At 56.6% G+C, this 12503-nt stretch carries 14 protein-coding genes; 9 read left to right on the top strand and 5 right to left on the bottom strand.

Annotated elements, in window-relative coordinates:
• Window positions 1–68: 68 nt before the first annotated feature.
• From ABIE16_RS09165 to ABIE16_RS09155, 3 genes are all read right to left on the bottom strand, one after another.
• The gene (locus ABIE16_RS09165) at window positions 69–689 is read right to left on the bottom strand and encodes a hypothetical protein (protein WP_218496084.1); all 621 of its coding nucleotides are present in this window, start codon (window positions 687–689) and stop codon (window positions 69–71) included.
• Between the two features lie 650 nt (window positions 690–1339).
• Window positions 1340–2035 carry a tRNA (adenine(22)-N(1))-methyltransferase gene (locus ABIE16_RS09160; RefSeq protein WP_305729777.1) on the bottom strand — a complete coding sequence of 232 codons (696 nt, stop codon included), beginning with the start codon at window positions 2033–2035 and terminating at the stop codon, window positions 1340–1342.
• A gap of 111 nt (window positions 2036–2146) precedes the next feature.
• Complete coding sequence (locus ABIE16_RS09155; protein WP_429520936.1) at window positions 2147–3103, bottom strand: threonine dehydratase; 957 nt, start codon at window positions 3101–3103, stop codon at window positions 2147–2149.
• 96 nt (window positions 3104–3199) lie between these two features.
• On the opposite strand from ABIE16_RS09155, the gene ABIE16_RS09150 reads away from it, so the two are divergent.
• Together ABIE16_RS09150 and ABIE16_RS09145 are read left to right on the top strand one after the other, a co-directional pair.
• Window positions 3200–4078: a helix-turn-helix transcriptional regulator gene (locus ABIE16_RS09150; RefSeq protein WP_429521159.1), complete on the top strand. Its 879-nt coding sequence runs from the start codon at window positions 3200–3202 to the stop codon at window positions 4076–4078.
• Between the two features lie 110 nt (window positions 4079–4188).
• Window positions 4189–4812 (top strand): DUF4157 domain-containing protein, encoded by a 624-nt coding sequence (locus ABIE16_RS09145; protein ID WP_429521158.1) that lies wholly within the window; start codon window positions 4189–4191, stop codon window positions 4810–4812.
• Between the two features lie 51 nt (window positions 4813–4863).
• On the opposite strand, the gene ABIE16_RS09140 is transcribed toward ABIE16_RS09145, so the two are convergent.
• Window positions 4864–5820 carry an AraC family transcriptional regulator gene (locus ABIE16_RS09140; RefSeq protein WP_090455113.1) on the bottom strand — a complete coding sequence of 319 codons (957 nt, stop codon included), beginning with the start codon at window positions 5818–5820 and terminating at the stop codon, window positions 4864–4866.
• A 199-nt stretch (window positions 5821–6019) separates the two neighbouring features.
• On the opposite strand from ABIE16_RS09140, the gene ABIE16_RS09135 reads away from it, so the two are divergent.
• The gene (locus ABIE16_RS09135) at window positions 6020–6973 is read left to right on the top strand and encodes a hypothetical protein (RefSeq protein WP_429520935.1); all 954 of its coding nucleotides are present in this window, start codon (window positions 6020–6022) and stop codon (window positions 6971–6973) included.
• Window positions 6974–7051: 78 nt separating this feature from the next.
• Window positions 7052–7474: an MAPEG family protein gene (locus tag ABIE16_RS09130; RefSeq protein ID WP_057716609.1), complete on the top strand. Its 423-nt coding sequence runs from the start codon at window positions 7052–7054 to the stop codon at window positions 7472–7474.
• An 11-nt stretch (window positions 7475–7485) separates the two neighbouring features.
• Here ABIE16_RS09130 and ABIE16_RS09125 read toward each other — a convergent pair whose 3' ends face one another.
• Window positions 7486–7878, bottom strand: coding sequence for a GFA family protein (locus ABIE16_RS09125; protein WP_057714901.1), 393 nt, complete (start codon window positions 7876–7878; stop codon window positions 7486–7488).
• A gap of 332 nt (window positions 7879–8210) precedes the next feature.
• On the opposite strand from ABIE16_RS09125, the gene ABIE16_RS09120 reads away from it, so the two are divergent.
• From ABIE16_RS09120 to ABIE16_RS09100, 5 genes are all read left to right on the top strand, one after another.
• The gene (locus ABIE16_RS09120) at window positions 8211–8891 is read left to right on the top strand and encodes a DUF3313 domain-containing protein (protein ID WP_057714902.1); all 681 of its coding nucleotides are present in this window, start codon (window positions 8211–8213) and stop codon (window positions 8889–8891) included.
• Window positions 8892–9050: 159 nt separating this feature from the next.
• The gene (locus tag ABIE16_RS09115) at window positions 9051–9512 is read left to right on the top strand and encodes a hypothetical protein (protein WP_340312208.1); all 462 of its coding nucleotides are present in this window, start codon (window positions 9051–9053) and stop codon (window positions 9510–9512) included.
• Between the two features lie 623 nt (window positions 9513–10135).
• Window positions 10136–10957: a transcriptional regulator gene (locus ABIE16_RS09110; RefSeq protein ID WP_159389889.1), complete on the top strand. Its 822-nt coding sequence runs from the start codon at window positions 10136–10138 to the stop codon at window positions 10955–10957.
• Complete coding sequence (locus ABIE16_RS09105; protein WP_429520934.1) at window positions 10954–11436, top strand: hypothetical protein; 483 nt, start codon at window positions 10954–10956, stop codon at window positions 11434–11436. Before ABIE16_RS09110 ends, ABIE16_RS09105 begins: the two co-directional genes overlap by 4 nt.
• 646 nt (window positions 11437–12082) lie before the next feature.
• Window positions 12083–12415 (top strand): hypothetical protein, encoded by a 333-nt coding sequence (locus tag ABIE16_RS09100; protein WP_057714906.1) that lies wholly within the window; start codon window positions 12083–12085, stop codon window positions 12413–12415.
• Window positions 12416–12503 lie beyond the last annotated feature (88 nt).

The raw sequence follows: 12503 nt of genomic DNA, 5'->3' as shown, positions 1-12503 counted from the left end.
CAAGGAGGGGGTCTGATGTTTGAAAGGTTCAGACAGGTTCACCCGTCTTTTCCTGGAGTCTCGTCAGTTCAACGCAGCGCAGGAATTCCCGCAAACATCCAGGTAGATTCCTGAACCGGCGTTGCTGCGTTGCGTTTACGCGCCCACTGAGTCAGCGCCACCATCATCGCGAAGCCGAGCACGATCAACACCGGATAGGCCATCAGCAACTCGGTGAGCGAATACTTCCAGGCCAGCGGTCGACCGACACCGAGCATGGCGGCATACAACCAGGACACGCCCGACAGTGCACCAGAGAACAGGGCAAACATTCGTACATTGACCTGAAGATCAAGCAGCGAACCGGCCTTCAACATTGCAGGCAATACATAGCGGTGCAACAACATGCCGTTGAACGTCAGCAACAATACAATAATAACTTTTGCTTGAAGTTTTGGATTGGCAAAATAGGTCATGCCTTTTTCAAGGTAATCAATGCCTATTACCGCAGCTCCGGTGACCCACAAGAATATCAACGCATTGGAAACAGACTTCTGGAGACTGGCCATATGTTCATTATCGTGCCCCGACGACACGCGACCTTTCAATAAGTCCTTTACCATTGCCGCGTCGCTGGCAAACACCAGGCCAATAGCTACGCAGCAAGCCAACAGGTGAACGTACACAACGCCTAAACGCAAAAACTCCATGGATTCTTTCTGGCCGATCAGGCCGATAATTGTACTAATATCCAAGATTACATCTCCACTTATTGCGGCAGTGCAAATTGACCATGCCCCAGGCATGCGAATTAATTAATTAATTGCGCCTGCACGATCAAGTTCGCATTGATTGAATCGACTAAATAATTTGGTATTACAAGAGAGAGCGACTCGCCCAGCAAGTCAGTGATGACGACATACTATCACTCCAGGTCTCAGGTAAAAAAAATCCCCATGCGCATTCCATTCAATGCAGATGAGGTATACGTCCATTTTATTAGTGAGTGCAGCGCGAACTGTCAAAGGATCCGCCTGCCGGTAAATCAGAGCGAAGCATATCAAAATCGTTCACTTTTTGAGCAGCACGCTCGACAAACGGTACTAAATCCAACACCTGGAGGTACCTGTTTTCCTGGCTGAAACCTGCATAGCTACGCTGCTGAATCGCTTCACCATGCATACCGAAAAAAAACCCGCTATTGCGCTGAACTTTCGTCGCCAGCCCCGACCAATGGCGAAAATTGCCTACTGGTCACCGGCAAACTCGAGTCGCCTGAAGGGGCCGTCGACGCGTCTCGTTCGACTCAGCCACACCCACGCTGAATCGAGGTTCTTTTTGAGCGGTGCCCCAGGCTTGCTCAAGCCAGCAATTGGGTGATCCACCGGGCCTGCCGAGCGATGTCCTGCACCGTCTCCTCGGGCACGGCCTGCTGCGCCTGGGCAAAGTGGCTCAGGGTCTTCTGTTTCTGGCGCAACTTGCGCTGCCACTTGACCAGGAACGCCGGGCTGCGGGTCTGCATCTGCAACGGGCCGAAGTACAGCTCCTGGGCGGTGTAGATCACCGGCCCTGCGCGTTCGGCGACGATGATTTCGTAGTCGAAACGATTTTCCCGCAGCACTTCCTCGCAGAGGATGCGATAGCCATTGTCCATCAGCCATTGGCGCAGTGGCTGCTCGCCGCCGTTGGGCTGCAGGATCAGGCGCTCCTGACCGCTCAGGTACGCCTTGCCACTGTCGAGGATGTCACGGATGGTTTCGCCGCCCATGCCGCAGATGCTGACCGCTGTAATCCCGTCTCCCGGCTCGATTGCCGCCAGGCCGTTGGCCAGGCGCACGGTGACTTGCGAGTCCAGGCCGTTCTCGCGCACGGTGCGGTTGGCCGCGTGGAACGGCGTCAACGCCACCTCGCCGGCCACCGCCGCCGCAATGGCGCCACGGCGCATCAAGGCCACCGGCAGGTAGCCGTGATCCGAGCCGATATCGGCCAGGCGCGCACCGGCTGGCACATAGGCGGCAACGCGCTCCAGGCGCATGGACAATGTCTGTTCGTTCAACTGCGGCCCCTTTTCACCACTAACGTCCGGCGACTTGGGCCGGATCGGGGCGTGATTCTGTCGAGCAATGCCGTGCATTTCAAATTTATGTGACCAGGGTCATGGCCCTTTTCACGCAATCACTTGCGCATACACCGATCTGTCGACGTTGCCACCGGAGAGAATCACCCCCACCCTTCTTCCCGACATGGCTTCACGCTCCGAGATGAGCGCTGCCAACGCCGACGCACCGGCCCCTTCGGCAAGGTTATGGGTATCGGTGTAATACACGCGCATGGCTTCGGCGATCTGGTCATCGCTGACCGATACGATCCGCGCAGCACCTGCCGCGTAGACGGCAAAGGCTTCAGGAATCGGCTTGCGCACGGCAAGGCCGTCGGCAAAGGTGTTGGCCGAGGCGGTTTCGCGAATTGCGCCAGCGTCAAACGATAACTGTGCAGCCGCCGCCTGCGTGGAAACCACGCCAACCACTTCGGTTTCCAGACCCAGCGCATCGCGGGCGGCGATCACCCCGCAAATCCCCGATCCACAGCCAATCGGTACATAAACGGTATCCAGGTCCGGCGCTGCGTTGAACAGCTCCAGCGCATAAGTGGCGACGCCTTTGACCAGCTCGGTGTGAAACGGCGGAACCAGGAACAGGTCATGCGCGTGGGCCAGGCGGGCCGCCTCTTCACGGGCATCATCGAAATCGCGGCCATACTCGACCACTTCAGCGCCAAAGCCGCGCATGGCGTTGTTCTTTTCTACCGAGTTACCTTCCGGCACGACGATCAACGCCTGCAAACCCAGTGTGCGAGCCGCCAGTGCCAGGCTCTGGCCATGGTTGCCGCGGGTAGCGCTGACAATGCCCTTCGCGCCCGGGTGCTCGCGCTTGAGCCAGTGCATGAACGTGATACCGCCGCGCACTTTGAAGGCACCGGTAGGCGTGTGATTTTCGTGCTTGACCCACACCGTGCAACCCAACCGCTGAGCCAGCAAGGGCCAAGGGTACTGGGCTGTGGCGGGCATGACCTGGTAAACGTGGCGAGCGGCCTGTTCGATATCGTCGCGAGTCAGTGTGTGCATGAGAGGTCCCCCTGAGGTTTTGCCCAGTCTGAACACGGGTGCCGTATTGCGGCTTTCAAAAAACCGACCTGACTTTTGTCCCCCCTCTTCACTACTATGGTGTCCATGAGTCATCGAAATCGCCCGCCGCCACCACGCTTGTCCGAACCGGTCCGTCGTATCGAGGCCGGCCCTTGGGCGATCGAATTGCTCCCCGGTTGCGCCTACGCGACCCGCTATGTCGCGACCCAGGCGGGAATCGGCTTCGCCTTCGACAGCCAGCGAGGCCTGCACGCCATCGGCAGCGACCGAATACGCCCCTTCGATGCCGTGCCCAACGGCCTGGCGTTCGTCCCCGCCGGGTGTGACGTGTTGTCCGAATCCCCCCAGGGCGGCGAATACTTGCGGGTGATTCGCACCGATGGCATGGCGTTGATGGGGGATCGTGCCTTCAACAATCGCATCGACCGGCAGGCCACCGCTCTCGCGTGGCGTATGCGTGCGGCGCTGTTGCTGTCCTCTGTGGAGGACGATTGGGAGGCCTGGGCACTGGCATTGTCCGAACGGGCGACCGGTAGCGAAGCGGTGTCGACAACACCCCATGGCTCGATAACCGGCAGCCGGATGCGCTTGCTCGATGAGTTCATTGATGCAGGCCTCGAAGACCCGTTGAGCGTGCCGGCAATGGCGGGCCTGCTTGGATTGTCCGAAGGGTATTTCATGCGGGCCTTCAAAAACGCCACCGGCAAAAGCCCGCACAGCTACCTGATCGACCGACGCGTCGCCAAGGCCCGTGCCCTGATGCGCGATTCGACCGCCACCCTGACGGAAATCGCCTACGCCTGCGGTTTCAATTCCCAGGCGCACATGGCGACCACCTTCAAGCAACGCCTTGGAGTGAGTCCGGCGCAGCTGCGTCAGTCTTTGGGGTTAGAGCAGATTGACAGCGAAGCCCACGCCAAAGCTGACCTGCTCGGCATGGCCAAAAGAAACTGAGGAACCCAGGGAATCGAACGGTGTCGCAGCGGTCCAACACACGGCAGCACAATGGGCGCGAGACGCCCAACGTATTACCTGCCGACCGCCATTGCCCATGGGAGAACCCATTGCCAGCTATTTTTTTGCGTCAAGTTTTCCGGTTAGCGATCGTGCTCTTTTGTGCCGGCACCTCGTCCTCGGTTTTCGCCTGCCCGGCCGGGCAGTATCAGGTCTGCATGGTCGCTTGTTTTTGTGCTCCAGGTTCCGAAGAGGAAGCTGGAACGATCTTCAACGACATGAACCAGATGGCGGCCTCTGGATTGCAGAACTGGATTGTGCAATCGCGCAATACCGCGGCAACCGGCGATATCCAGCCAATCCCGCTGAATATCCGGGCCCAGCTCGAACCCTACTATGACATTCAAGTGCTCGATTCGGTTCGCTACAAGGTAGGCGATGATGTGGAGCTGAACGCCGCACACACCATGCTGCAGAATCCCGATGTACGTGCGGTCACCCTTATCGACATCATCGTCTTTCGAAATCCCGAAGATGCACTTAACGATGTCGCGCTGTGGGCGCATGAGTTGAAGCACGTGCAGCAGTACCAGCAATGGGGCGATCGCGAGTTCGCCACTCGTTATACCCGTGATTACGAAGCCGTCGAGGCGCCTGCCTACGAGATTCAAGCCCAGGTAGCCAGAGCGCTACGAACCAGCCAGGCTCGGGCAGAATCGCCTCGATATCCTTGAGCAAGGGTCAAGCCTGGTCAGGTAACCATGAAGAGGTGGTACCGCCCCTTCTCATGCGGATTGTCTGCGCCAGGTGCCGGGGGATGTGCCGAATTGGCGTTTGAATGCGCGACTGAACGCGGCTTCGGAGTCGTAGCCAACGGCAAAGCCGATTTGCGCCACATTGCCGCGACCTTCGCGCAACTGTTGAGCCGCCACGTGCATGCGCCACAGCGTCAGGTATTGCATCGGTGGCTGTCCGACCAACGCCGTGAAGCGCTCGGCGAACACCGAGCGCGACATGCCCACTTCAAGCGCCAGGGCTTCTGCCGTCCAGCCTTCGGTTGGACGGGCATGCAATAGCGCCAGTGCGCGCCCGATATGCGGATCCCGCAACCCCGCCAGCCACCCACGCCGCTCAGCGGGAAGGCTGGCGACATACTGGCCGACGGCTTCGACGAATAGCAGTTCCGATAGCTTGGCGATGACCGTTGTCGAACCGACGCGGCCCGCCGCGATTTCACTGACAGCAAAACGAAAGGAGCTTTCGATCCAGGTGCCCGAAGCCGTCGCGCGCAAATCCAGCTTCAATAAGGAAGGCAACGACGAAAGCAACGGACTGAAGGGTGTTTCTGAACCGAGGAACCCGCACAGCAACTGCGTGGCCTCGCCGCCCCCGCCGTACTTGATCCGTGATATGCCGCCGACTTCTGGCGGCTGGATGACTTCTCTGGCTGGCATGGGCGCAATGCTCAGGTCGCTGCCAAAAGAATGTGCGTCGTTGCGAGGAAGCAAAACGAGTTCGCCTGCCCCTACCTCGATGGCGGCACCACCATCGATTTGAATTTGCATGCGCCCCGCGGCGACAAAGTGCGACGCAATGATGTGTCGAGGTGCCGCCAGGAACGGCTTGCAATCATCTGCCGAGATTCTGCCGTTGATGCACCAGGGCGCAGTGAGCTCCGCCTCGAGGAAGACCCCTCCAGACAGCCGAATCACACGCAACACATCAGAAAGCGCATCCAACACTTGACCGCCCTCCTTTCCGGAGTCCGGAGCAGGTTTTCAGGCGCACCGGTCATTCACCGCCTGAACTGCGACGCCTAGATTAGCACCAACGCGGAATCAGCGATCGAAACTGTCCCCAGAGGCTTCACCCAGGGTCATTGGCTCCGACGTCAACCGAAATTGCCCCATTCCAACGCCACCAGGGCAGCAGGAGATCCATATGAACAGCGTCGTTACCCTACCCGGCTCAGCGTCAGGCAACACCGCCCGTTATGCGCAAATGGTCAGGTCATCGAAAAAGTCCGAATGGCAGATCGATCGCGATCTGCTCCAGGACCGCAGTTTCGACTTCTCGCGCAAATTCCTCCCCGACGGACTGTCGCAGGTCGACCGCCTGACCTTTCTCGATGCGGCCCAGGCGTGCCTGCTCAGTCAGATCCAGGGCCGGACCTATGCGTACATCTTTGGCCTGGTCGAGCGTTTTATCAGTGCCAAGATGCTCGATCAGGGTCGGGCCCATGTATTTGACAATCAACTGGGCCTTGAAGCGCTGGTGCGTTTTTCCAACGACGAGATCAAGCACCAGGAGTTGTTTCGGCGCATGGAGACGATGATGAGTTCGAAATTGCCAGCGGGATATCGTCAGGTTGCCGATCCAAACGAGGTGGCGCGCGCGGTACTGGCGGCCAGTACCTGGTCGGTGCTGGCGCTGACCTGTCACATCGAGCTGTTTGTTCAGGCGCACTACGTGCAAAGCATCGCCCCGCGCGAGGAACTGTGCCCGTTGTTCAAGGATGTCTTCAAATTCCACTGGAAGGATGAAAGCCGGCACGTCGTACTCGATGAACTGGAATGGCAGGACGAGCACGCGAAACTCTCGTCGGCCGAGCACGACCAGGCAGTGAATGACCTGATTGCGCTGGTAGCGGCCGTCGACGCAATCCTGCAGGCACAATCGGCAGCCGATGCAGACTACTTCATCAGTCATGCTTCACGATCGTTCAGTGTCGATGAGACCGCGCAAATCAAGGCCTGCGTGCTGAGTGCCTACCGCTGGCAATACATTATCTCGGGCGTACGGCATCCACACTTCGGTCGACTGCTGACGCAGATGACAACGCCAGCACAGATGTCCAGGATTCAGACCGCTCTGGCCCCCATCATGAGCAATTGACCGACAGCGCGCGACTGACTGCTCGTCGGTCGCGCTGCGGGACGACGTGCTGACAATGAACCATCGAGGATGGCGGCCATGACGATACCGATGTGGATGCTGCTTGGGTTTGCGACCTGGACCTTGCTGCTATTGATGGCAACCGTCGGGGTTTATCGCTGGGTCGCAATCCTGTTCTCGAGTGTTCCGATCGCCTCTTTCCGAAGCGATCGGCTCGAAGGCGAAGATTGGTATCGCCGCGGGACAAGGGCCCACGCCAACTGTGTGGAAAACCTGCCTGTGTTTGGCGTCATCGTGTTCGTGATTACAGCCCTTGATGTCAACGGCGCCGCAGTGAACTACTTGTCCACACTCGTCCTGATCGCTCGCGTGTGCCAGTCATTGGTTCACGTCTCCCATGAGCAAACCAATGCGTTCGTGGCAGTTCGGTTTGCCTTCTTTAGCGTTCAGTTGGTGTGTTTTCTCGCGCTCATTGTCATAGCCGCTTGTTATGGCATATGAATAGGTGCCTGCTAATCCTCAAATCGCCCCGTGCCGTCTCGATCGCGCTCGTAGTGTCGGGTGAGTGCAAACGCCGGCAACCAGGCCTCGCGCCGCACAGTCCAGCTCTCGTAGGTTGGCGTCAACTGGTCAGGGGCATCCAGAGATCCAAGGTTCACCTCGACTTCGTCTGCGCTGCGTGAGAACACCGACGAACCGCACTGCGGACAGAAGTGCCGCCCGGCGTAGTCACGCGTTTCGCCCTCGATTGTCACGGCATCCTGATGAAATATCGCGGACGCGTGGAACAGCGCTCCATGGTGCTTGCGGCAGTCGAGACAGTGACAAACACCAACCCGGAACGGGCGCCCCGACGCGACAAGACGCACTTTGCCGCACAAACAACCGCCGGTGAATCGGTCCATGCGGTGCCTCCTTCAGGCCGTCCGAAACGGCGTATCAGCGTGGGAACAGGAACGTCACGGCGATGCCAAAGCCGGCGTTGCAAGGGTTAGCGTAGGCAACTGTGATCGATGTGCAATTTGTCCTGACCGTGTGTTTAACAGTTTTTGAGAGTTATTGATTCGGATTATCCCGCCGCTACGGGCAGCATTCGGCCCGCATTGACCGGCGTGCAAGCACCTGCTTTGCGTAACCGACTGGCAAATACCGGTGCCTGAAAACAAGGCGCCCGGACCAATGCCCGGGGCCAGGTCGGAACCCGAATGACAACTTTCATCACTTGAGAACCAAACATATGGGCATGTCGAATAAATGGATTGCGGGTATTGCTTTGAGCTGTGTATTTCAGGTCGGCTGTGTCTCGCAAGTCGCGCAGCAAGAGCAATACTCGGGCTTCCTGGGCAATTACCAGGGCCTGGAGGAGCAAACTACGCCAAGTGAGCAGAAAGTATTGCGCTGGGTATCGCCAGGGTTCGATCCACGCGCGTATTCCACAGTGGTGTTCAGGCAGATGGAACTGTATCCATCGCCGCAGCCGACCGCGCGCGTCAGCCTGAAAACCCTGCAAGACCTGCAATTGATGGCCAGCAACAGCGTCAAGACCGCCTTTGCCCGCCGCTACGCGATCGTCCCTTATCCACAATTGGCACCGACCAATTCACGGTCGCTGATCCTGCAGGCGGCGATCACTCACGTCAGCGCCAACAACGAAGGCATGCACTGGTATGAAGTCGTACCAATCGGGGCCATTGTCGGGGCGACACAAGCAGCCACCGGGCACCGGGACCAGACCGCCGAGATGTACATCGAAGCCAACCTGATCGACGCCAAAACCGGTTTGCCGGTAGCGAAGATCGTGCGCAAGGTGTTCGGCGAGACCATCAAGAATGCCAAGCAGCCGATTGTTGCCAATGACTTCAAGGTTGCACTCAAAGGCATGTCAGACGATATGCAGGCCCTGCTCCTCAAGCATTGACGTTCAAGCAAACCCCATCGCAAGCGTGAAAGTGCCTGCCGTCCACCGGCATTGGATGGCATCGCGAGCAGACCGGCATGGGGTTTCAACGTGGCGCCACGCCGCGTTTTCCCTCTGACAAACCGTTAGCCGTGCCGACGCCTGACGCGAGACTCGATGATGAAAATTCTGGCCCATACCCTGGCGATCCTGATGCTGTTGATGAGCACCAGCGCCCTGGCGGCAACCGTGATTCCCCTCAAAGGTCAGACCTCCCAGACCATCCAGCAGGACACCAGTGCCTGCCAATCCCAAGCCAACGCGCAGCATCCGGTACAAAGCACCGTGCCCTCCGGTGGTCGGGCCAAGGGCGCCGCAACCGCCGCGGTAGCCGGTGCGACGGCGGCGGAAGTTCGGGGCCGCCAACATGAAAACGTCTATGACCAGATCGACGACGATACCCGCCAAGACTATCGCCAGAACCACGCACGCAGTGCCGCGGCTGCCGGCGTCGTCGTGGGGGGCGCCAGGCAACGCCAGGCGCGCCGGGAGAATCTGAGTGAGAGCGAACAAAGCATCACCGCCAACAACTCCGTCTACAGCAGCTGCCTGCAACAACGTGGCTACGATGTTTTGCCTTGATCGATGACGACAACGGCGTGAAGAACCAAAAAAAAGCCCCGGGCCCTTCATGAAAGGACTCGGGGCAAAGTCGTAGAACGAGAGGTGAGGATCGTTGACGCCGCGAGAAATAAACCGTGAACACGCAACGTTCCTCGAGATCCATTTAAATCGGTAACGTCCCTGGTTAAAAGCTAATAAGAATCAAAAATAATCTTTCACAAGCCAAGTGCACAAGAACACCATCATTGATTTGTATCCTGATAGTTCAGGCTGATACAGAAGCCTGGCGCAACAGCGAGGTTAGTTCATTGAGGTGTGGCCGCGCGCACCCCCTCCTGCCCGAGCTTGCAGTTTTCGGATAGCGCAGTTAATCCATTCCAAGCATTATTCATGGTGTCCAAATCGAAAACCATGGGTCATCCAGCGATGCTTTTCCTTTGTATGATTGAACGGATACCTCTGACAGACAGGGCTGTTTGCCGAACTGCACGCCTCTGAAACGAGCCAATCCAGCATCGTAAATGCAACACACAGTGCACCTTCCGCTGGGCCTTCATCTTCGTTCACCTCCCAGACCAGAATGTACCGAGCCAAATCCGGCCCCTATACTCAGGCCAGCACCGCCTGAACGGAAGATTTCTATGAGTTACACCTTCAAGTTGAAAAATGGCGCCGTCGCGGTGTTCGACCCGGACAGCGCCATGCTTTCCATTACAACACCCCATGGAGATGTACAGAATTCCACGCTAGGTAGAGCTGAGTCGCGCCTGTTGGACCTGCTGCTCATGGAGCCAGGTGTCACTAAAAGCCGCGATGAAATCATCGAATACACCTGGAATGACCGCGTGGTTGCCTCCGGCAGTTTGAATCAAACGGTTTTCTCACTACGCAATATTCTCAATGACAGCCGGGATCACGAGATCTTGATGACTGTTCCTCGACGAGGATATTGCTTCAACCGGCAATGTGTCGTCGATGCACAAGCAGATGTACCGGCACCCCGGGAGGAAACAACGCAGCCCCCCGCCCCCATCGCTGAGCAACTACCGCCGGCTGGTAGTGATGGGCTGCTTGCACCCTCAGGTAAAACCAATGAATCCGCGCGCATTACAAAAGCCCAGCTGATCGCTTATATCGTTACGCTGGCAGTCGTTGCCTTTACTGTTTTTCAATTCGACTTCGACGCGCCAAAAATTGAAATTTCCAGTGCCGACAAGAATGGACTGGTCATACACGCCGTGGGCAGTGATCTTGCCGAGGCGCAAGCGCTGATGGAGTTGTCGGCCAAACAAACCGAACAGCTGCCACCAAACCTGAAGGGCCAGGTCTGGATCAACCTGTATAAAGCCAATTATTCCGTTTCGTGCATCCGCCAGGATCTAAGCACTGCAAATCTACAATTGAACAGCAGCGAAAGGGACCTCGCCTTGATGATTCGTCAATGTCTGGAAGTCACCTTATGAAATTTGAAATTTCGCAAGCCGTTCACTGGCCTCTTATAGGTTTGATCAATGCACTGTGCATTTTCTGTTTCGTTTACTCACCTTCGCACTACATGGAAAATATCAGTTACCAGACAAAATCCCGACAATGGCTGGAAGATCTCAACCAACTCAACACCGAAGAGTACCTCACTATCGGGCATGGCAGGCTCACGGGGACCACGCTGGAAAGCCTGAATGGGAAAATCCGCAACGCGACCATCTCAGCGAACATAATCGGAGAAAGCAATAAACACGTCGAGATCAAAGTCAGCAACATCAAGCTCAGCCAGGACAATGAACTTTTTGCCATTGAAAAGACCCCTGACCTGTTCTTTAGACGTCAATACGTCTTGCAAGAAGGCGCCATTCTGAACTACGAGTTGATCCCGACCCAGGATAAAAACGCGGTGTGTTTTTACATCCATGAACTTGGCCGTTTGCGCTGCATGAACCATTAATCGGCCTCCCGAACGGGCTCGACACCCGTCTGGCAAAGGTTCACATCAAAGAATTTTCAAACAAAAATAATACTTATTGATTTGAATCAAACGTCTCCCCCGCCAAAAATCCCTCCTCGATAATCCTTGGAATCGAGCCCGCTTGATTCTCGTCCGGGACAATGCCCTACAGAGGGAATCAAGTGAACGCCATGCATTTCCTGCGAGCCCATAAATCGACGACTTTCAGATTCCTGGGGGTCTTGTTTCTGTCTGCCATTCCACTTTATTCGTTGGCGCACGACGAGCACTCCGTGGAAAGCACGACCATTGAATATTATGAAGTTGAAACAAGCCCGGATGACAGCCAGAAACTATCGCATCTGAAGATTCACAGTGAGAATGAGTATCATACAGACGAGCAGAGCAGTGATTCTACTCTCCCCGCCCCACCACAAAGTGACACAGGCATGAGCTACGCCAGTTCGCTCATACTTCTATGAGGGGCGGGCAAACGCTGACTGGCCTCTTCTGACGACCTGACAAATATGAGTTATTGACTTTGGCAGGCACCATCGAAGTGAGATTATTTGCAGCCCAAGTCGTGGCAGAGATGCAGCTGACATTCTGCGCTGCCTGAATAAACTGTTAATAAGGAATCGCCTCGATGCTACTGAAAAACTTCGTCACCGTGTCGTTTGGTTTATTGCTTTCTCTCAAGGCCATGGCCGACGACAAGGGTGTCTACAGTGCCAAATTGACGAGTGTCGAAACCAACAAAAAGGCCCCAACTACTGTGAAAACTGGCTATCAGGTAAAAAACGGTTATCGTATTGACGACTTTTACGCCTTTACAGCAGCAGCCATTGACCCGATGAAACCCCAATCGCAGATCTTCAGTTCGAAAATCGATCCACGCAACGTTCAACACATGGACGACTCACCGTTGGACAGCAAGTACGCATTTTCGGCGGAACTGGAACTGATCCGGGGACTCTGAAAACCCGTTCAAAGCCAATGACAATGGGGTCGATTTCACCGACAGCGAGAACGCCCAATCGCGCATCTTCTCCATGACTGCCCGTCAG

It is taken from the genome of Pseudomonas sp. 2725 (genome assembly GCF_050434585.1).
In the GTDB taxonomy this organism is placed as follows: domain Bacteria; phylum Pseudomonadota; class Gammaproteobacteria; order Pseudomonadales; family Pseudomonadaceae; genus Aquipseudomonas; species Aquipseudomonas jessenii.
The sequence above is the reverse complement of the archived record's forward strand: the minus strand, read 5'-3'. Positions and strand labels throughout refer to the sequence as shown.

Coding starts and splice junctions, on each gene's coding strand:
- ABIE16_RS09125 (WP_057714901.1), bottom strand. CDS start 7,878: ATGGACCGATTCACCGGCGGTTGTTTGTGCGGCAAAGTGCGTCTTGTC.
- ABIE16_RS09110 (WP_159389889.1), top strand. CDS start 10,136: ATGAGTTACACCTTCAAGTTGAAAAATGGCGCCGTCGCGGTGTTCGAC.
- ABIE16_RS09115 (WP_340312208.1), top strand. CDS start 9,051: ATGAAAATTCTGGCCCATACCCTGGCGATCCTGATGCTGTTGATGAGC.
- ABIE16_RS09150 (WP_429521159.1), top strand. CDS start 3,200: ATGGTGTCCATGAGTCATCGAAATCGCCCGCCGCCACCACGCTTGTCC.
- ABIE16_RS09120 (WP_057714902.1), top strand. CDS start 8,211: ATGGGCATGTCGAATAAATGGATTGCGGGTATTGCTTTGAGCTGTGTA.
- ABIE16_RS09130 (WP_057716609.1), top strand. CDS start 7,052: ATGACGATACCGATGTGGATGCTGCTTGGGTTTGCGACCTGGACCTTG.
- ABIE16_RS09135 (WP_429520935.1), top strand. CDS start 6,020: ATGAACAGCGTCGTTACCCTACCCGGCTCAGCGTCAGGCAACACCGCC.
- ABIE16_RS09155 (WP_429520936.1), bottom strand. CDS start 3,103: ATGCACACACTGACTCGCGACGATATCGAACAGGCCGCTCGCCACGTT.
- ABIE16_RS09105 (WP_429520934.1), top strand. CDS start 10,954: ATGAAATTTGAAATTTCGCAAGCCGTTCACTGGCCTCTTATAGGTTTG.
- ABIE16_RS09165 (WP_218496084.1), bottom strand. CDS start 689: ATGGAGTTTTTGCGTTTAGGCGTTGTGTACGTTCACCTGTTGGCTTGC.
- ABIE16_RS09100 (WP_057714906.1), top strand. CDS start 12,083: ATGCTACTGAAAAACTTCGTCACCGTGTCGTTTGGTTTATTGCTTTCT.